This window comes from Streptomyces sp. NPDC058812, from assembly GCF_042744565.1.
Taxonomy (GTDB): Bacteria; Actinomycetota; Actinomycetes; order Streptomycetales; family Streptomycetaceae; genus Streptomyces; species Streptomyces thinghirensis.
Map to the genome: position 1 here is coordinate 47,781 of NZ_JBHYOB010000014.1, position 18,365 is coordinate 66,145.

Genomic DNA, 18,365 nt, shown 5'->3' on the forward strand with positions numbered 1-18,365 from the left:
GCGCAACAGCCCTGCTCAACCGGCCCAAGGACTACTCCGCCACGTGGGGCAATTCCGGAAAATTTCCCCCATTTGCACCTTTTATCGTATGGATACATGCTGTGAGCCTGGAAGTACTCATGGTGACTGTCCCCGCGAACCAGGAGAACTCACATGATCCTCTCGATCTCAGGCGTGGTCCTGCTCGGCATCGTCGTCTTCATCTTCTTCCGCAAGGACGGCCTCAAGGCCTCGCACGCGCTGGTCGCGGTCCTGTTCGGCTTCTATCTGGCGAGTACGGCCATCGCCCCGAGCATCAAGGCGGGCGGCGAGAGCCTGGCGGGCCTCCTCGGCGGAATCAAGTTCTGACGGCCCGCTTCCCCGCCCGACATCCGCACGTACGCACTCCCAGGAGGCAGCAGTGGCCCGGCGGCCCCTCCCCCGCATTCTGAGCAACGGCGGCGCACAGCTCGCCCGGAGCCGGGAGCTGGCCCGGACGGCGGCCGACAGCGCCACCGACGTCCTCCAGCCGCTGATCACGATCGCCCGCGGTCTGCGCCGCCTGGCCGCGGCCGCGCGGCGCAGATGGACCGAGACCCCCAAGGACCGGCGCGGCGCGCTGCTGTTCCTGGTGGCCTCGGTGGTCCTGGTCGTGGCACTGGTGCCGTACGGCCCGCTGCTGGCCGTCATCGCCCTGATGGCGGCGGCGGCCTGGCAGGGCAGGGACCGCACCCCGCCGGAGCCGGACGGCCCCGACGACTCCCAGACCAGGCGCCTCCAGTCGCTCTACGAGGCGCTCGTCCCGTACTTCTCCCTCGCCGAGGACCCCGACCCCCTGTACTCCCACGGCGGCTCGTGGGAGAAGGCGTTCCCCGCGTACGAGTTCGACGACACCGGCCGCTTCGCCCACCTGGTGATCCGCTACCCCGCGTACTTCACCGACGGGGAGGCCGAGGCCCGCGCCCGGATCGAGCACCTGCTCACCGCCAAGTCCGGGCGGGGCCGGGAGTACCGCTTCACGTGGGACGAGGAGGCCAACCACCTCTCCGTCGACGTACTCGCGGCGCTGCCCACCGACATCGCCGCCCAGCGCTTCGTGACGGCGCCCGGCGAGACCGTCCTCGGCTTCACCGACCCGACCCGGGTCCAGCGCACCCTCCCGCTCACCCACGGCGAGGAGCGGCGCGACGTGCCCCCGGTCGTCTGGCGTACCGGCATCCGCTCGACCGAGCCCCACCTGCTGGTCCTGGGGCAGCCCGGTACCGGCACGTCCACCCTGCTGCGCTCGGTCGCACTGCAGGCCCTGCACCACGGCGACCTGCTGATCGTCGACGGCGGCGGCACCGGCGAGTACGCCTGCCTGGTCGGCCGGGACGGCGTCCTGGCCGTCGAGTGCGGCCTCACCGGAGCGCTGACCAGCCTGGAGTGGGCCGCCTCCGAGACGGAACGCCGGCTGATCTCCCTCAACCGGGCCCGCCAGGAGGGCCGGCCCGCACCCGACGACACCAAGCGGCCGCTGTGGGTCTTCATGGACCGGCCGAGCGCGTTCCCGCACCTGGCCGCCGCGGACGGCCGCAAGGACCCGCAGTCCCTCCTCCAGGTCCCCCTGCGGCACGGCCGCGCCGCGAACGTGACGGTGGTCGTCGCCGACCAGCTGGACTCCCTGGACAGCCTCAGCGACGCCGTACGGCAGCACACGCGCGCGCGTGTCGTCCTCGGCCCGGCCACGCCGGACGAGGTGGCTGCGGTGCTCGGCGCTCCCCCGCACACCACGCCCGTGGACCAGGTTCCGCCCGGCCGGGGATACGCCCGCCTGGGCAGCGGACCGGTGCACCGCCTCCAGGTCCCGGCCACGCCGGACCCCTACGACGACGCGACGAGCGACGCCCACCGACAGGCGGTGCTCGACCTGCTGCCCCCGCGCACGACCCCGGCGGACGGTGAGCGGGTGCCCGTGGACGAAGGGGCGGCCGAGAAGAAGATCTCCATCGAGAAGAAGGCCGTCACGGACCAGCCCGAGCCGGAGAGGCCGGAGGCGGACGCCGAGCCGACGCCGGACACCGAGCCGACGCCGGTCGCGGTGAAGGCGGTGGTCCAGGAGGTGACCGCGGTCGAGCCGGCCACGCCGGAGACGGTTCCCGCGAAGGCGGTAGCGGCCGAGACCTCCTGACGAACGCCGGCCCGGCCACGGCCCCGGCGCGCATCCCCTGCCGACCGGCCCCAGGACGGCTCGGGCTCGCCACGATCCGGCGCCCGGGCCGCCTTCCCTGTCCGAAGCCGCTTGCCACCGAGACGTCGGCCGTCAGGACGCCACCCCTTGGGAACGGACAGAGGCGACCCGCCCCTCCCGGCAGCTCCCCGCCTACGCCACGAACGTCCGCGGTGCCTCACCGCCCCCGACGCCTCCGTTCTCCACCAGCCGGGCAGCCGCGGCCAGTCGCGCCGCCGCCTCCTCGGCCACCGCGCCGCCGACGGTGAACGGCAGCCGGACGTATCCCTCGAAGGCCCCGTCGACCCCGAAGCGCGGCCCCGACGGGACCCGCACGCCCACGCGCTCCCCCGCCTCGGCGAGCCGAGAGCCCGAGAGGCCCCCGGTCCGCACCCACAGCGTGAGCCCGCCCCGCGGCACCTCGAACTCCCAGTCGGGCAGTTCCCGGCGCACCGCGGCCACCAGCTCGTCCCGGTTCCGGCGGGCCTGCTCGCGCCGCACCTGGACGGCCTGCTCCCAGCCGCCGGTGCTGAACAGCCAGTGCACGGCCAGCTGCTCCAGTACGGGCGTGCCCAGGTCGGCGTACGCGCGCGCGGCGACCAGGCTGCGGATCACGTCGGGTGCGGCACGGACCCAGCCGATGCGCATCCCCGCCCAGAAGGCCTTGCTGGCGGAGCCCACGGTGACGACCGTGGACCCGGCCGGGTCGAAGGCGCACACGGGGCGCGGCATCTCGACCCCGTCGTCCAGCCACAGCTCGCTCATCGTCTCGTCGGCCACGAGCACCGTCCCCGCCGACCGGGCGGCCTCCACCAGCCGCCGCCGCTGGTCGTCGTCGGCGAGCGCGCCGGTGGGGTTGTGGAAGTCGGCGACGACATAGGCGATGCGGGGCGCGGCCTCGCGCAGCACCTGGCGCCAGCGGTCCACGTCCCAGCCGGTGAGCCCCTCGGCCATCGCGACCGGGACCAGCCGGGCCCCGGCCTCGCGCATCAGCTGGAGGATGTTGGCGTACGAGGGCGACTCCACGGCGATGCGCTCGCCGCGCCCCCCGAAGAGGTGGCAGATGGCGTCGATGGCGCCCATCGCCCCCGTGGTCACCATGATCTGTTCGGGCATGGTCGGGATCCCGCGCGCGGTGTAGCGCTCGGCGATCATCGCGCGCAGCGCGGGCAGTCCGGCCGGATAGTCGCCATGGGTGTGCGCGTAGGGGGGAAGCTCCTCCAGAGCGCCCTGCACGGCCCGGGTGAGCCAGGGCTCGGGCGCGGGGAGCGCCGCGCAGCCCAGGTCGATCAGCGAGCCGAGGGCCTCGGGCGGCAGTGGTTCCAGGCCGCGCGCCGGCAAGGGGTTCCCGGCCGGTACGGCGGTCCAGCTGCCCGCGCCGCGCCGGGACTCCAGGAAGCCCTCGGCGCGCAGCGCCTCGTAGGCGGCGGCGACGGTGGTGCGGCTGACGGTCAGGGCCAGGGCCAGCTCGCGTTCGGCGGGCAGCCGGGCGGCGACCGGGACGCGCCCTTCGAGGACCAGCAGCCGGACGCCGTCGGCGAGCGCACGGTAGGCGGGCGGGCGGCGGGTGCCGGGCCCGGCGGGACGGTCCTGCTGGGAGCCGAGCAGCCGGGCGAGCTGCCCCGCCCCCACGGCCGAGGTCCACTGCGCCATGGAAATCAGTCCACCTTCCCCGAATTGGCCATGGTTGGCTCTGCTTCTCAAGCCACAGGGTGTCATGCAGCAGGCCACTACCACCACACAGGGGGCACCTCTTGTCCAGGCAGCGATCCGGGCAGCGGCATCTCGCACGACGACTGACACAGCTCTACGGCGGTCTCGTGCTGTACGGCGCGAGTTCGGCGCTGCTGGTCAGGTCGGGACTCGGTCTGGAGCCCTGGAACGTGTTGCACCAGGGCCTCGCGGAGCGCACCGGCCTGTCGATGGGCGTGGTGCTGACCCTCCTGGGCGCGGCGGTGCTGCTGCTGTGGATCCCGCTGCGCCAGCGACCGGGCCTCGGCACGGTCTCCAACGTGCTGGTGATCGGCGCCGCGATGGACGCCACGCTGGCCGTCGTGCCCGACGCCCACGGCTGGACGCCGCGCATCGCCATGATGGTGGCGGGGATCGTCCTGAACGGCGCGGCGACCGGGCTGTACATCGCCGCACGGTTCGGCCCCGGCCCACGGGACGGCCTGATGACCGGGCTGAACCAGCGCACGGGACTCTCGGTGCGCCTGGTGCGCACGGCCGTCGAGGTCACCGTCGTGGTGACGGGTTTCGCCCTCGGCGGCACGGTCGGTGCCGGCACCCTGCTGTACGCCGTGGCGATCGGCCCGCTCGCCCAGGTGTTCCTGCGCGTGTTCGCCGTCCCGTCGGCATCCGACGGCAGCACGGTGGTTGCCGCCGGTCGACCCCGGCGCGCGATACTGCGTCGGTGACCACCCCGATACGCCATCCGCGCCACCCCTACCTGGATCACCCCGGCCCCATCGCCTTCGCCCACCGGGGCGGTGCGGCGGACGGCCTGGAGAACACGCTGCGGCAGTTCCGGCGCGCGGTCGAGACGGGCTACCGGTACATCGAGACCGACGTCCACGCCACGCGGGACGGGAAACTCGTCGCCTTCCACGACGCGACGCTGGACCGGATGACGGACGGGGCCGGCCGGATCGCCGACCTCTCGTGGGAGAAGGTGCGCCGCGCGCGCGTGGCGGGCGGGGAACCGGTGCCGCTCTTCGAGGAGCTCCTGGAGACCTTCCCCGAAGTGCGCTGGAACATCGACGTGAAGGCGGAGCCGGCGCTGCTGCCGCTCCTGGAGCTGATCGAGCGGACGGACACCTGGGACCGCGTCTGCGTCGGTTCGTTCTCCGAGGCACGGGTGGTCCGCGCCCAGCGCCTGGCCGGCCCGCGACTGGCCACCTCGTACGGCACCCGGGGCGTCCTCAACCTGCGGCTTCGCTCCTGGGGCGTGCCGGCCGCGCTGCGCCGCTCGGCGGTGGCCGCGCAGGTGCCCGAGGCCCAGTCGGGCATCCAGGTGGTCGACCACCGCTTCGTGCGCGCCGCCCACGCGCGCGGGCTCCAGGTGCACGTCTGGACGGTGAACGACCCGGACCGCATGCACCGGCTCCTGGACCTGGGAGTGGATGGCATCATGACCGATCACATCGACACACTGCGCAAGGTCATGGAGGACCGCGGCGTCTGGGTCTGAGACGGTCCGGGACCGTCCGAGGTCCGCGGCCGAACCCTCGGGACGTCGCGCGTTCACGGGGAAGCGAGGGCACGGGTGGGCACCGACACCCTGCGGACGGACGCGGCCGACGGGGCCGCCGACCGGCGGCGCGAACAGCACGGCTGGTACTTCTACGACTGGGCGTGCTCGGTCTACTCCACGAGCGTGCTCACCGTGTTCCTGGGGCCCTATCTGACGTCGGTCGCCGAGGCGGCGGCGGACGCGGACGGATACGTCCACCCGCTCGGCATACCCGTGCGGGCCGGGTCGTTCTTCGCGTACTCGGTGTCGCTGTCGGTGATCGTGGCGGTGCTGGTGATGCCCCTGGTGGGCGCCGCCGCCGACCGTTCGGGCCGCAAGAAGCCGCTGCTGGCCGCCGCCGCGTACACCGGGGCCGCGGCCACGACCTGCATGTTCTTCCTCGACGGCGACCGCTACCTGCTGGGCGGACTGCTCCTGGTCGTCGCCAACGCCGCGCAGTCCGTGGCGATGATGCTCTACAACTCCTACCTGCCCCAGATCGCCCCGCCCGAGGAGCGCGACGCGGTCTCCTCGCGCGGCTGGGCGTTCGGCTACGCGGCCGGGGCCCTGGTGCTGGTCGCGAACCTGATCCTCTACACGGCCCACGACTCCTTCGGGCTGAGCGAGAGCGCGGCGGTCCGCGTCTGCCTGGCGTCGGCCGGCCTGTGGTGGGGCGCCTTCGCGCTCATCCCGCTACGGCGGCTGCGCGACCGCAGCGCTCCCGCACAGGAGCGCGGGAGCGCGCGGGAGGCCGCCCTTCCCGGGTTCCGGCAGCTCGCGGCGACCGTCCGCGACATGCGGCGCCGTCCGCTGACCCTGGCCTTCCTGCTGGCGTACCTCGTCTACAACGACGGCATCCAGACGGTGATCTCCCAGGCCTCGATCTACGGCTCCGAGGAACTGGATCTCGGACAGTCCACGCTCATCGTGGCCGTCCTGCTGGTCCAGCTACTGGCAGTGGCGGGCGCGCTGGCGCTGGGCCGGCTGGCCCGGACGTACGGGGCCAAGCGCACGATCCTCGGATCGCTGGTGGCCTGGACGGTCACGCTCGCGGCCGGGTACTTCCTGCCGGCCGGGGAGCCGGTGTGGTTCTTCGTGCTGGCCGCCGGGATCGGGCTCGTCCTGGGCGGCAGCCAGGCACTGTCCCGCTCCCTGTTCTCCCACCTGGTCCCGCCCGGCAAGGAGGCCGAGTACTTCTCGGCGTACGAGCTGAGCGACCGCGGGATGAGCTGGCTCGGGCCGCTGCTGTTCGGGCTCACCTACCAGCTGACCGGGAGCTACCGGGACGCGATCATCTCGCTGGTGGCTTTCTTCGCCCTCGGTTTCGTGCTGCTCGCGCGGGTCCCGGTGCGGCGGGCGATCGGCGACGCGGGCAATCCCGTACCCGAAAGGATTTAGCACTCGGCGCGAAAGGGCTGTAGTGTACGCGTTTGGCCTGCCAGGCGTACCGTTACTGCGCGTCAAAGGTGCCGAAACGCTATGTCACATCTGCTAGCAGAGGTGACAAACCGGACGTCGGCGGGTACTGCACTGGTTGCAAGGCTGCGACTGCGACGGCGACGCAGACGCCCGGAACGGGAGTCGGGACGGGAATCTTTACCGCCGCCCGGACGTTGACCGGATGACGACGACAGCGACACCTGTCCTGTGGGCGACAAGCCCGGGAGGCACGATTCATGAGTGAGCGAGCTCTTCGCGGCACGCGCCTCGTGGTGACCAGCTACGAGACGGACCGCGGCATCGACCTGGCACCGCGCCAGGCCGTGGAGTACGCATGCGAGAAGGGGCATCGATTCGAGATGCCCTTCTCGGTCGAGGCGGAGATCCCGCCGGAGTGGGAGTGCAAGGTCTGCGGGGCCCAGGCACTCCTTGTGGACGGCGACGGCCCTGAGGAGAAGAAGGCCAAGCCCGCGCGTACGCACTGGGACATGCTGATGGAGCGGCGCACCCGCGAGGAACTCGAAGAGGTCCTCGAGGAGCGGCTGGCCGTTCTGCGCTCCGGCGCGATGAACATCGCGGTACATCCGCGAGACAGCCGCAAGAGTGCGTAGCGGGAAACCGTAAGCAGCACAACCGAACACCGCGGGTGCCGTACGTGAGCTTCACGTACGGCACCCGCGGTTTTGGTGTGTCCCCCTTGACCGGGGCCGGGCCGCGGACCGCTCAGTGCGTCAGCGGAGGACGCGGGCCCTGCGGTGCGTCGTCGGGGTCGTCCCGTATGACCTCGCCCTGCACGACCTTGCCGTCCGGCTGGTGCATGCGGGCCTGGCGGAAGGCGTCGCCCAGGGTGCCCGGGCCGGCCTCCCGGAGCTTGCGCTCCACCGTCCGCTCGGCGTAGCGGCTCACCGCCTTCTGCACGGGGGGCAGCAGCATCAGCAGGCCCAGCGCGTCCGAGATCAGGCCGGGGAGGATCAGGAGCAGTCCGCCCAGCATCATCAGGCCGTTGCCCTCGCTGTTCGGGCGGGCTTCGGGCATGACGCCGGCCTGCTGCTGTTGCAGCGTCTCCGTGAGGTTCCGGAAGGCCCGGCGGCCCGCACTCTTGATCACCACGGACCCGAGGACGATGCCGCCCGCCAGCAGCAGGAAGACCACGAAACCGCTGGAGGCACCCGCGACCACGGTCAGCAGCCAGATCTCCAGCACGAGCCACGCGGCGATGCCCAGCGGCAGGAACGTGCGCAGCCTGGAGCGCGGGGGCCGGGCGGGGGAACTGGGGGTCTGAGCGCCAGTCGTCATACCCCCAGTGTGCCTGGCCCCGGCTCAGCGCGGCGTAAGGGGAGGATCAGGCGTTCTTGTCAGTCGCCTGTGTCGACTTGTCGCCCGACTCGGCCGGCTTCTTGTCGCCCGACTCGGCCGGCTTCGCGGTCGGCTCGGCGTCCCCCCGCTTCACGACCGGCCCGTCCGCCGCCCCGCCGGGCTGCCTGTCGCGGCCCAGGACCTTGCCGACCCGCTCCCCCACTCCCCACGTGGTGACCCGCCACAGCGCCTCCACGAGGATGTCGCGGCTCATCTTGGAGTCGCCGAGTTCACGCTCGACGAACGTGATCGGCACCTCGACGACGTGGTAACCCGCCTTGATCGCCCGGCGGGCGAGGTCGACCTGGAAGCAGTAGCCCTGGGAGGAGACCTCTTCCAGGCCGAGCCCTTCCAGGGTCTCGCGGCGGAAGGCTCGGTAGCCGCCCGTGATGTCGCGCAGCGGCAGGTCCAACGCGAGGCGTGAGTACATGCTGCCCCCGCGGGAGATGAACTCGCGGGACTTGGGCCAGTTCACCACCCTGCCGCCGGGCACCCAGCGGGAGCCGAGCACCAGGTCGGCGCCCTTGAGGGCGGTCAGCAGGCGGGGCAGTTCCTCGGGCTGGTGGGAGCCGTCGGCGTCCATCTCGATCAACACGCCGTAGCCGTACTCCAGGCCCCAGCGGAAGCCCGCGAGGTAGGCGGCGCCCAGGCCTTCCTTGCCCTTGCGGTGCAGGACCTGGACGTGGTCGTCCTCGGCGGCCAACTCGTCGGCGAGCTTGCCGGTGCCGTCGGGGCTGTTGTCGTCGGCGACCAGAACGTGCGCCTCGGGGACCGCCTCACGCACGCGCGCGACGATCGCCTTGATGTTCTCCACCTCGTTGTAGGTCGGAATGATCACCAAGGCCGTGCCCAGGGGGCCGAACCGCCTCCCCTGCCCCGCTTCCGCGGGCGTCCCGTCGCCGTCGTTCACCGCTGCCCCTTCATGTCCGTACGCAGAGGACCACCATAATGGCCGCGGCCTGCGGCGACGTGACAGGACGTCCGTACGGTGGTGTCGTTTTCCCAGGACCGGGGTATGGATGGCCGATTAGGGCCGTTTGCACGGCGGATGGGGGCCCGGCGCCCTTCGGGCCGACCTGGGACCCGCCGGCTGCGGGTCGACCTAAGCCGTTGTCTACTGAGCGCCCGGGCCCCACCCGGGTCACACCTCCCGACCGGCCGGAACGTTCCCTCGTCGCGGCGCGAGCGCTGAGCCTGGCTCCCAGTGGCGGTGCCCCGGTGCGGCACACCGTCCCTGACCCAGCGGCGCCGCGACGCGTGCGCGGAAGATTCCCCGGTCGGACGTCCGGTGGTGGACTCGGCCGAACCTACCGGCCCCCCGCCGTCGCCTGTCAACAGTCGTTCGACCTGCGGCTTCCATGTCAAAGCCCAGGTCAGCGCGGAGGACGCGCAGGTCGTACGCGGGAGAAGATCATCGCTCCGTCGGCCGTGTGGATCACTCGCCCGGCCGTACGAAGACCGTGCGGCCGCCCACCACGGTGCGCAGGCAGACGGGCAGGTCCCGGCCCGGAGTCAGATCCGGCAGGCCGGGGGTGCCGGAGCGCGGGTCGGTCGACCAGCGCGCCACCCGGTCGTCGGGGGCCTGGACCACGAGCTCGCCGGTACGCCACACGGCGTAGTCGGCGGGCGCGCCCGGCACCAGGACGCCCGCGTCGTCACGTCCGATCGCCCGCCAGCCGCCGCGCGTGTGCGCCGTGAACGCCGCGCGGACGGAGACGCGGTGCTCCGCCGTGCGGTGGAAGGCGGCGGCCCGGACGGTGCCCCACGGGTCGAGGGGCGTGACCGGGCTGTCGGAGCCGAAGGCGAGCGGGACGCCGGCGCGCAGCAGGGCGGCGAAGGGGTTGAGTGTGCGGGCCCGCTCGGCGCCGAGGCGCTGGGCGTACATACCGTCCTCACCGCCCCACAGCGCGTCGAAGGCGGGCTGGACGGACGCGGTCAGGCCCAGCTCCGCGAAGGCCGCGACGGTCTCGGGGGTGAGCATCTCGGCGTGCTCGACGCGGTGGCGGGCGGCGCGGACGCGGGCGAGGCCGACCTTGTCGGCGGCGGCGCGCACGCCCTCCACGACGGCGGTCACGGCGGCGTCGCCGATGGCGTGGAAGCCCGCCTGGAGGCCGGCCTCGGTGCAGGCGACGACGTGGGCGGCGACCGCGGCGGTGTCCAGGTAGGCGGTACCGGTGTGGCCCGCGTCCGCGTACGGCTGGTGCAGGCAGGCGGTGTGGGAGCCGAGGGCGCCGTCCACGAAGAGGTCGCCGGCGGCGCCGATCGCGCCCAGCTCCCGCGCCTTGTCGACGTCCTGTTCGGCCCAGTAGCCGATCACGCGCGGCCCGGCCTCCTCGGCCGCCAGCCGCAGCAGGCCGGTGAGATCGTCCTCGGAGGAGATCTCCGGTCCTGCGCACTCGTGAACGGTTCCGATACCGAGGGAGACGGCGTGCGCGAGGGCGGCGCGCTGGGCCTCGGCGCGCTGGGCGGGGGCGACGGCCCCGAGGGCGGCGGCGCGTACGGCGTGGTGGGCGCCGGCGGTGAGCGGGCCGTCCGCGCGGGCGACGTCACCGGGGACGAGGCCGAGCAGGGCGGTGGTGACGACGGCCGAGTGGACGTCGACACGGCTGAGGTAGAGGGCGCGGCCGCCGGTGGCCTCGTCCAGCTCGGCGCGCGTCGGGGGCAGCCCGTCGGGCCAGCGGGAGGCGTCCCAGCCGTGGCCGAGGAGGACCCGGTCGTCCGGGCGGGCCGCGGCGAAGTCCCGTACGAGGGCGAGGGCCGCCTCACGGGTGGGGGCGCCGGTCAGGTCCAGGCCGGTGAGGGCGAGGCCGGTGGACGTGGTGTGCACGTGTGCGTCGGTGAACGCCGGGGTGACCAGGGCGCCGTCCAGGTCGACCACCTCGTCCACACCGTCCGCGAAGGCGTCCGCGGCGCCCTCGGAGCCGACCCAGGCGACCTGGCCGCGTTCGACGACCATCGCCGTCGCGAAGGGGTCGGCGGGACTGTGGACCTCACCGCGGCGCAGCAGGACGGTCGTGGACGGGGTGGTGGGCTCGCTCATGAGCACCAGTCTCGCCCCTCGCGCGTACGGCTCCGCACGCAGGTCGCCACCGCGCGGCGTGTGGGCGCCCCGGACGACCGGATCCGCGCGGGCAGGGCCGCGCGGCCGCCGGTCAGATCCGCGGTGGCCGGGCCTCGTACGGCGTCGACAGCACCACGGTGGTCCGCGTCGACACCCCTGCGAGGGAACGCACCCGGGCGAGCAGTTCCTCCAGTCCGTGCGGGGTCGACACGCGCACCTTGAGGATGTAGTTCTCGTCGCCCGCCACGCTGTGGCAGGCCTCGAGTTCGGGGACGCCGGCCAGGCGGTCCGCGATGTCGTCGGGGGCACTGGGGTCGAAGGGTTTCACCGAGATGAAGGCGGTGATCGGCAGCCCGACGGCCTCCGGGTCGACGACCGCGGCGTAACCGCGGATGACGCCACGCTGTTCCAGCCGCCGCACCCGCTGGTGCACGGCCGACGTGGACAGGCCCGTGGCCTTGCCCAGGTCTGTGTAGCTCATCCGCCCGTCCTTGACGAGCAGCTGCACGATCTGTCGGTCCAGCTCCTCCATGGCGCAAGAACCTACAGTGCGGTTGATCTCCTCGGATACCTGAGCGGCCGAGGTCATGCCCGGTTCGTGATGTGACGGGGAGTCGGTCGGCGGGCCGAGTGGGGACAAACCCGCCGCACGGGGCACCTGCGAACGGCATGTGACGAAGACCACACCCTCCGAACAGTCTCCGTGATGTTCTCGTGATTACCCCGGAGGGGGGACGGGAAGTGCTTGCTGTGGTCGAGGCCGCAGTGCCGTCACGGCCCAGCCCGAGGGGGAGAATCCCATGCAGAGTCTTAAGCGCCCTGGTCGTACCGCGCCCAAGCGGCAGCAGCCGGTCGTCGAGCCCGTATCGGAGGGCGTCGAACCCGACGCCTTCGACGACGAGGAACTCGACACCTACGACACCTTCGAGATGTACCGGGTGATCTGCCCGGACTGCGCTCAGCCCATCGCCCTGCTGGCGGACGAGGAGGCGCTCCCGGAGCACGCCCTGTGCGCCTCGCCGTGGAACCCGTTCGGGCTCTCGGTCTGCGCCGGCACCGGCCGCCGGGCCACCGAGGCCCGGCCCGCCGACGAGTCGTTCCAGCCCCACGAGCAGGACACCGCCCTGCTGTTGACGCTCCCCCAGGGCCTCGACTGGCGGACGCAGCCCTTCTCCCACGTCGGCGGCCCGGGCTCGCGCCCGATGCGTGTGCCGACGATGCGGCGCGAGGCGGCCTGAGCGGCCACAGTCCGGGGGGACACCCGATTCCGCCGGCCCACCCGCGCCACGGCTCACAGCTGGCCGCCGTGGTGCGGGGCGGTGCGTTCTTCCCCGGCCGGTCGGACCGGTGCGGTGCGACGGTACGTCAGGTCCGGTACGGCAACGGCGACTCGACGGCGGACGCCCGCGAACTCACGCCCGATTCCGCGGGCCGGTGACCTGTCCGCCTTTGCCGCGTTGCCCGGGTATGACCCCCACGTACTCGGCGGCCGGGCGTCGGCGCCGTGTGTTCGTCCCGGTGCCCGCGGGACCGGTTCCGCCCGATCCGCAACTCCCGGACCCGCCGATCTACCGTGAGCTGATGCGGACCTGGGCCGACCGTGGCCGCACCCTGCCGGGGCGCCACGACCCGGAGTGGGTCCGGCTCGTGGCGCCTCCGCGCGGCCTCGGCGACTTCTTCACCACCGGGGACCTGTTCACCACCGGCGACTTCCGCGTCGCCGGCGCCTTCAGCGTCCCTCTGGACCCGCGAGGTGACGGGCGATGACCATCCGCTGGATCTGGTTGGTGCCCTCGACGATCTGCAGCACCTTGGCCTCGCGCATGTACCGTTCGGCCGGGAAGTCCGCGGTGTAGCCGTACCCGCCGAGGATCTGCACGGCGTCGGTGGTGGCCCGCATCGCCGTGTCGGTGCAGTGCAGCTTGGCCATGGCCGCCTGCTTGGCGAACGGCAGTCCGGCGTCGCGCAGCCGCGCCGCCGTCAGGTACAGCGCGCGGCCGGCCTCGATCTGGGTCGCCATGTCGGCGAGCATGAAGCGCAGCCCCTGGAAGTCGGAGATCGGCTTGCCGAACTGCCGCCGGTCGGCCGCGTACGACACCGCCTCGTCCAGGGCCGCCTGGGCCACACCGATGGCGCAGGCGGCGATGCCCAGCCGCCCGGAGTCGAGTGCGGACAGGGCGATCGCGAAGCCCTGGCCCTCGCCTCCGAGGCGCCGGGCGTCGGAGACCCGCACGCCGTCGAGGTGGACCTGCGCGGTGGGCGAGCCCTTCAGCCCCATCTTCTTCTCGGGCACCGCGGCGCTCAGCCCCTCGGCGTCGGCGGGGACGAGGAAGGCGGTGATCCCGCGCGGCCCCTCCTCGCCCGTGCGCGCCATGACGGTGTAGAAGTCGGCGATGCCACCGTGCGTGATCCACGCTTTGGTACCGGTGAGCACCCAGTCGTCGCCGTCCCGTACGGCCTTGGTGCGCAGCGAGGCGGCGTCCGACCCCGAGGCGGGTTCGGAGAGGCAGTAGGCGCCGAGCAGGCCGCCGCCGAGCATCGCGGGCAGGTGCTCGATCTGCTGCTCCTTGGTGCCGTAGGCGGCGAGCGCGTAGGAGGCGAGCGTGTGCACGCTGACGCCGAGACCGACGGTGAGCCGGGCCGCGGCGAGTTCTTCGAGGACCTGGAGATAGACCTCGTACGGCTGCTCGCCGCCGCCGTACTCGGCGTCGTAGGGCAGACCGAGCAGGCCGGAGTCGGAGAGCAGGGTGAAGACTTCGCGGGGGAAGCGTCCGGCGTCCTCCTCCTCGGCCGCGCTCGGGGCGATCTCACGCTGCGCGATGTCGCGGACGAGCGAGATCAGATCCCGTGCCTCGTCCGTGGGCAGTTGCCGGTCCACCGGCTGCGGGGCGCGGTCGGGCATGGCGACGCTCTCCTCCCTGTCGGGCACATCGGCGGACGTGCGCCTTGGGTGGAGGCGGTTCCGCCGGGTCGTTCGGGCCTGGCCGATGCTCGCACTCCCGGGTCGCGGAAGCGGCTGACCAGCGGCTGTGCGCTGTGAGTATGCCCGATCGGAGGCATGGAGTCACCAGTTAACGACCGCTTACTTCAAGAAATGCTCCGGCCGGTACGGAAGGGGCCGATTCCGGTGCCCGCGCCGCGCCCGTGCCCGTGCCCGTGCCCGTGCCCGTGCCGGGAAAATGGTCCGAACCATTGACCCCACTGGTCTAGTCCTCCTACGGTGACGGCCCGAACGCCTTACCGCGTTCATGCCAATCGGCGCGCGTTCCCTCTTCCCCCCACGAGGAGACACCCGATGCACGTCCCGCACCTCCCCCGCGTCCGCCCCGTCCGGGCGCTCTTCTCCGCGCTGTGTTCCGTCGCCCTCGGCGCGGGGCTGCTGGCCGGCGCCGGCACGACCACGGCCACGGCCGCCCCGGGGACGCCCGCCGCGGGGGCCTCGGCCGGTTCCAAGGTCGTCGGCTACTTCACCGAATGGGGCACCTACGACCGCAAGTACCACGCCAAGAACATCGAGACGTCCGGTTCGGGCGCCGAGCTGACCCACATCAACTACGCGTTCGGCAACGTCACCGGCGGCAAGTGCGCCATGGGCGACGCGTACGCGGCGACCGACCGGGCGTACACCGCGGCCGAGTCCGTCGACGGGGTCGCCGACACCTGGGACCAGCCGCTGCGCGGCAACTTCAACCAGCTGCTCAAGCTGAAGAAGAAGCACCCGGACCTCAAGATCCTTTGGTCCTTCGGCGGCTGGACCTGGTCCGGCGGCTTCGCGGAGGCCGCGAGGAACCCGGCCGCCTTCGCCCGGTCCTGCCACGACCTGGTCGAGAACTCCAGGTGGGCCGACGTCTTCGACGGCATCGACATCGACTGGGAGTACCCGAACGCCTGCGGTCTGAGCTGCGACACCAGCGGCCGGGACGCGTTCCCGAAACTGATGAGCGCGCTGCGTGCCGAGTTCGGCCCGGACTACCTGGTGACCGCGGCGATCACGGCCGACGCGACAACCGGCGGCAAGATCGACGCGGCCGACTACGCGGGCGCGGCCCAGTACGTCGACTGGTACAACCTCATGACGTACGACTTCTTCGGTGCCTGGGACGCCACCGGCCCGACCGCTCCGCACTCCCCGCTGAACTCGTACTCCGGCATTCCGAAGGCGGGCTACCACACCTCGGCGACGATCGCGAAGCTCAAGGGCCTCGGCGTTCCGTCGTCGAAGCTGCTGCTCGGCATCGGCTTCTACGGCCGCGGCTGGACCGGCGTCACCCAGTCCGCCCCCGGCGGCACCGCGACCGGCCCGGCGAAGGGGACGTACGAGAACGGCATCGAGGACTACAAGGTGCTCAAGTCCAAGTGCCCGGCGACCGGCGCGGTGGCCGGCACCGCGTACGCCAAGTGCGGAAGCGACTGGTGGAGCTACGACACTCCGCAGACCATCGCTACCAAGATGACGTACAAGAACCAGCAGGGCCTGGGCGGCACGTTCTTCTGGGAGCTGAGCGGTGACACGGCCGACGGTGAGCTGATCAAGGCGATCGACTGACTGACCCACGGGGGGGGGCGGAGGGGCGGAGGCCGGCTCGGGTCTCCGCCCCTCCGCTGCGCCTGTCAGGGGTCGCGGCGGGCGGGTGCCGGGGCCGGGTAGGCGGGGTCCAGTTCCTCGACGGCGCGCAGGGTGCCGCCGAGCGTCTTCACGAGCAGGTCGCGCATGCTCTCGCGGGGCAGTACGGGACGGCCGATCCAGTCCAGGGTGGCGCCCTCGACGCTGCACACCCAGGAGAGCAGTCCCATGCGGGCCAGCTGTCCGACGTCGGAGCGGCCGTACGCCCCTTCGGCGATGGTGGCGACGATCGCCTCGCGGACACCGTCCCGGATGGCGTGCACCTCGGCGTCGAAGCCGACTCCGCCGCTGACGATCGTGCGGTAGGCGGCCTGGTTCTGCTCGGCGTAGCGCAGATAGCCGTCGATGGTGCGGTGGACGCGGTCCACCTGGGGCAGTTCGGTGCCACGCGCGGCGGTGGTGACCAGGTCGGCGACGGAGTCCTGGATGATCGCCAGGTAGTAGCCCCGCTTGGACTGGAAGTAGTAGTAGATCAGCCCCTTGGCGACATGCGCCTGGCGGGCGATGTCGTCCATCGAGAGCGCGTCGTACGACGTGTCGGCGAACAACCTCCGCCCGATGGCGATGAGTTCGGCGCGGCGTGCCGCCGAGCGCTCCGTGCCGCGGGCCCGGGGACGGGCGTCGGCGCGCTGTTGACTAATATTCAATTTCGACCCTGGTCTCCTGCTGACGGCGGGACCTCCGCAGTATGGCAGGTCGGATCGTGGGGCAGGTCACACGAGGGTCACGTCACAGCAGACCCAGCTGCACCACGAACATCGCGATCACCACGACAAGGGTCCAGCCCATGACGTGCTCGAGGATCTTCGGACCGTCGTCCTTGGGGCCGCCGGTACGGACACGGGCGGCGGTGGCGGTGTGTGCGGTCATGGCTTCTCGCTGATCTCGACGTTCGATGGACTCCCCCGGCCCCCCAGCGGTTTGACCCTGTCCACCTTGCCACCGTGAGCGGCTTTTGCGGCGGAGACGTTGGTCACAGCGGACGGCCCCCGGCGGTGCCTCTGGTGGGCCGGGGGCCGTCGTCGCGGTGGGGGTCAGCGCACGCCCACCGCCGCGAGGGCCTTGCGCTGGCGCGGACTCGGGTGGGCCGGGAAGTAGAGGTAGCAGACGCCGCCGGTGCCGGAGGCGACCTTGCCACTGGCGTTGTACCGCTTGGTCCTGAGCCAGATGTTCTCCCACTCGCGCCGTTTGTAGACGCGCCGCACTGCCTCGTTGTCGTCCGAGGCCGGGTCGTTGGCGATCACGTCGCCGTCGGCGGTGAAGCCGATCACGGTCATCAGGTGTCCCGAGGTGCCGTACCCGGCCCCCGTCAGCTCCTTCTCCAGGAAGGACTGGGACGTTATGGCCGGGATGCCGGCCGCGATCAGCGTCTCCAGGTCGGTGAGGGAGCCGAGGCGGGTGACCACGCCCTGGAGGTCCTTGAAGGTGGCCGCGTAGGCGGCGTTGAAGGGCCAGTTGCCGCAGCCGGCGTACTGGTAGTCGTACGTGTACCTGGCCGCGTGGCAGACCTGCGGGTCGGCGTAGGAGGGGTTGACCCAGGCGAGCTGCTCCTCGGTGAGGCGACCGCCCCAGTACTCGATGATCATCTGCGAGGAGGTGGGGCTGCACCAGGCCTCGCCGCCGTTGTCGTACTCGGGGTACTGACCCTTGTGGATCTCCTGCGAGTAGCGCGGAACGCGCAGCTCCTGGGCGAGGCCGGGGGTGGAGGCGGGGACGGTGAAGCGGTCGGGGACGTCGGAGCCCATCGCGCCGAGCCGCCATACGGTGGGCGTGCTCCGCGTGCCGGGACGGCGGTAGAGGGTGAGCCTGAGCCGGTAGGAGGCCAGGCGCAGCCCCGTGGAGGCGTCGTCGATGGCGAACGTGTCCGTCCAGACGCTGCTCCTGCCGTCGCCCTGGTCGTCGACCGAGGTCCGCCGGATGTCCTGGTCGCCGTCGCCGGCCGCCCAGCGGCCCATCACGTACCAGGGAGTGTCCGTGCCGTCGGAGTAGGTGCCCTTCAGCTCGACCTGGAGCCAGGTGCCGCTCGGGGTGTGCGCGTTCCAGGAGGCGATGACCTCGGTCGAGGGCACGGCGAGCCGGTGGACGGGCGAGGTCCAGGTCGCGTACTCCCAGGCCGCGGTCCTGCCGGTGTGCGGGTCGGTGTAGTCGGCGGTGCCTGCCGGGGCGCCGAGCACGACACCGGGCCGGGCGCCCGCGACGGGGCGGGTGCCCTGCACGGTTCCGCGCCGCCAGTCGCGGAACGTGGTCCAGGCGCGGTAGTCGACCTGTCGGCCGGTGGCACGGTCGGGGTCCGCGCCGCCGGTGCCCGTGCCGGGCGTGGCTTCGGCGGTGGCCGGGATCGCGCTGCCCGCCACGGCGGCGGCGACGGCTGCGGCCAGGACGGTTCTGCGGGACGGCTGTTCGGCTCTGCTCATGGGCGGAAGACCCCCAGGTGTCCGAGTCGGGCGGGTCCGTTGCACGG

General features: G+C 72.4%; 18 protein-coding genes. 9 read left to right on the forward strand and 9 right to left on the reverse strand.

The window, feature by feature from the left end; all coding sequences use genetic code 11:
* The first annotated feature begins 153 nt into the window (after nucleotides 1–153).
* Together ACFW48_RS26255 and ACFW48_RS26260 are read left to right on the forward strand one after the other, a co-directional pair.
* Nucleotides 154–348, forward strand: a complete 195-nt coding sequence (locus tag ACFW48_RS26255; RefSeq protein WP_003977410.1) for a hypothetical protein — start codon at nucleotides 154–156, stop codon at nucleotides 346–348.
* 52 nt (nucleotides 349–400) lie between these two features.
* Nucleotides 401–2,149 carry a hypothetical protein gene (locus ACFW48_RS26260; protein WP_386318456.1) on the forward strand — a complete coding sequence of 583 codons (1,749 nt, stop codon included), beginning with the start codon at nucleotides 401–403 and terminating at the stop codon, nucleotides 2,147–2,149.
* A gap of 192 nt (nucleotides 2,150–2,341) precedes the next feature.
* Here the strand turns inward: ACFW48_RS26260 and ACFW48_RS26265 are convergent, their stop codons facing one another.
* The gene (locus tag ACFW48_RS26265) at nucleotides 2,342–3,841 is read right to left on the reverse strand and encodes a PLP-dependent aminotransferase family protein (protein WP_386318458.1); all 1,500 of its coding nucleotides are present in this window, start codon (nucleotides 3,839–3,841) and stop codon (nucleotides 2,342–2,344) included.
* A gap of 101 nt (nucleotides 3,842–3,942) precedes the next feature.
* On the opposite strand from ACFW48_RS26265, the gene ACFW48_RS26270 reads away from it, so the two are divergent.
* The 4 genes from ACFW48_RS26270 (at nucleotide 3,943) to ACFW48_RS26285 (ending at nucleotide 7,474) form a co-directional block, all read left to right on the forward strand.
* A complete protein-coding gene (locus ACFW48_RS26270) occupies nucleotides 3,943–4,608 on the forward strand; it encodes a YitT family protein (protein WP_386318460.1) in 666 nt (221 codons plus the stop codon).
* A complete protein-coding gene (locus ACFW48_RS26275; protein ID WP_386318462.1) occupies nucleotides 4,605–5,381 on the forward strand; it encodes a glycerophosphodiester phosphodiesterase in 777 nt (258 codons plus the stop codon). Before ACFW48_RS26270 ends, ACFW48_RS26275 begins: the two co-directional genes overlap by 4 nt.
* 75 nt (nucleotides 5,382–5,456) lie before the next feature.
* Entirely contained in the window at nucleotides 5,457–6,821 is a 1,365-nt protein-coding gene (locus ACFW48_RS26280) for an MFS transporter (RefSeq protein ID WP_386318464.1), read from the forward strand.
* 278 nt (nucleotides 6,822–7,099) lie between these two features.
* Nucleotides 7,100–7,474: an RNA polymerase-binding protein RbpA gene (locus tag ACFW48_RS26285; RefSeq protein WP_003977404.1), complete on the forward strand. Its 375-nt coding sequence runs from the start codon at nucleotides 7,100–7,102 to the stop codon at nucleotides 7,472–7,474.
* 112 nt (nucleotides 7,475–7,586) lie between these two features.
* On the opposite strand, the gene fxsA is transcribed toward ACFW48_RS26285, so the two are convergent.
* The 4 genes from fxsA to ACFW48_RS26305 form a co-directional block, all read right to left on the reverse strand.
* On the reverse strand, nucleotides 7,587–8,159 hold the full coding sequence (gene fxsA, locus ACFW48_RS26290) for an FxsA family membrane protein (protein WP_386318466.1): 573 nt from the start codon (nucleotides 8,157–8,159) through the stop codon (nucleotides 7,587–7,589).
* Between the two features lie 46 nt (nucleotides 8,160–8,205).
* Nucleotides 8,206–9,129 (reverse strand): polyprenol monophosphomannose synthase, encoded by a 924-nt coding sequence (locus tag ACFW48_RS26295; protein ID WP_386318468.1) that lies wholly within the window; start codon nucleotides 9,127–9,129, stop codon nucleotides 8,206–8,208.
* A 525-nt stretch (nucleotides 9,130–9,654) separates the two neighbouring features.
* Nucleotides 9,655–11,259 carry an amidohydrolase gene (locus ACFW48_RS26300; protein WP_386318470.1) on the reverse strand — a complete coding sequence of 535 codons (1,605 nt, stop codon included), beginning with the start codon at nucleotides 11,257–11,259 and terminating at the stop codon, nucleotides 9,655–9,657.
* A gap of 112 nt (nucleotides 11,260–11,371) precedes the next feature.
* Nucleotides 11,372–11,812 carry an Lrp/AsnC family transcriptional regulator gene (locus ACFW48_RS26305; protein WP_121745856.1) on the reverse strand — a complete coding sequence of 147 codons (441 nt, stop codon included), beginning with the start codon at nucleotides 11,810–11,812 and terminating at the stop codon, nucleotides 11,372–11,374.
* 268 nt (nucleotides 11,813–12,080) lie between these two features.
* On the opposite strand from ACFW48_RS26305, the gene ACFW48_RS26310 reads away from it, so the two are divergent.
* Complete coding sequence (locus ACFW48_RS26310) at nucleotides 12,081–12,518, forward strand: hypothetical protein (RefSeq protein WP_386318472.1); 438 nt, start codon at nucleotides 12,081–12,083, stop codon at nucleotides 12,516–12,518.
* Between the two features lie 229 nt (nucleotides 12,519–12,747).
* Nucleotides 12,748–13,047 carry a hypothetical protein gene (locus tag ACFW48_RS26315; protein ID WP_386318474.1) on the forward strand — a complete coding sequence of 100 codons (300 nt, stop codon included), beginning with the start codon at nucleotides 12,748–12,750 and terminating at the stop codon, nucleotides 13,045–13,047.
* Here ACFW48_RS26315 and ACFW48_RS26320 read toward each other — a convergent pair.
* On the reverse strand, nucleotides 13,010–14,182 hold the full coding sequence (locus ACFW48_RS26320; protein WP_386318476.1) for an acyl-CoA dehydrogenase family protein: 1,173 nt from the start codon (nucleotides 14,180–14,182) through the stop codon (nucleotides 13,010–13,012). The two genes, ACFW48_RS26315 and ACFW48_RS26320, sit on opposite strands and share 38 nt — an antisense overlap.
* A 393-nt stretch (nucleotides 14,183–14,575) precedes the next feature.
* Between ACFW48_RS26320 and ACFW48_RS26325 the strand changes: the two genes are divergently transcribed.
* Nucleotides 14,576–15,826 (forward strand): glycoside hydrolase family 18 protein, encoded by a 1,251-nt coding sequence (locus ACFW48_RS26325; RefSeq protein WP_386318478.1) that lies wholly within the window; start codon nucleotides 14,576–14,578, stop codon nucleotides 15,824–15,826.
* 65 nt (nucleotides 15,827–15,891) lie between these two features.
* Here ACFW48_RS26325 and ACFW48_RS26330 read toward each other — a convergent pair whose 3' ends face one another.
* From ACFW48_RS26330 to ACFW48_RS26340, 3 genes are all read right to left on the reverse strand, one after another.
* Complete coding sequence (locus tag ACFW48_RS26330) at nucleotides 15,892–16,551, reverse strand: TetR/AcrR family transcriptional regulator (RefSeq protein ID WP_386318479.1); 660 nt, start codon at nucleotides 16,549–16,551, stop codon at nucleotides 15,892–15,894.
* An 82-nt stretch (nucleotides 16,552–16,633) separates the two neighbouring features.
* Nucleotides 16,634–16,774: an SCO1431 family membrane protein gene (locus ACFW48_RS26335; protein WP_386318481.1), complete on the reverse strand. Its 141-nt coding sequence runs from the start codon at nucleotides 16,772–16,774 to the stop codon at nucleotides 16,634–16,636.
* A 164-nt stretch (nucleotides 16,775–16,938) separates the two neighbouring features.
* Nucleotides 16,939–18,318, reverse strand: coding sequence for a peptidase C39 family protein (locus ACFW48_RS26340; protein WP_386318483.1), 1,380 nt, complete (start codon nucleotides 18,316–18,318; stop codon nucleotides 16,939–16,941).
* Nucleotides 18,319–18,365 lie beyond the last annotated feature (47 nt).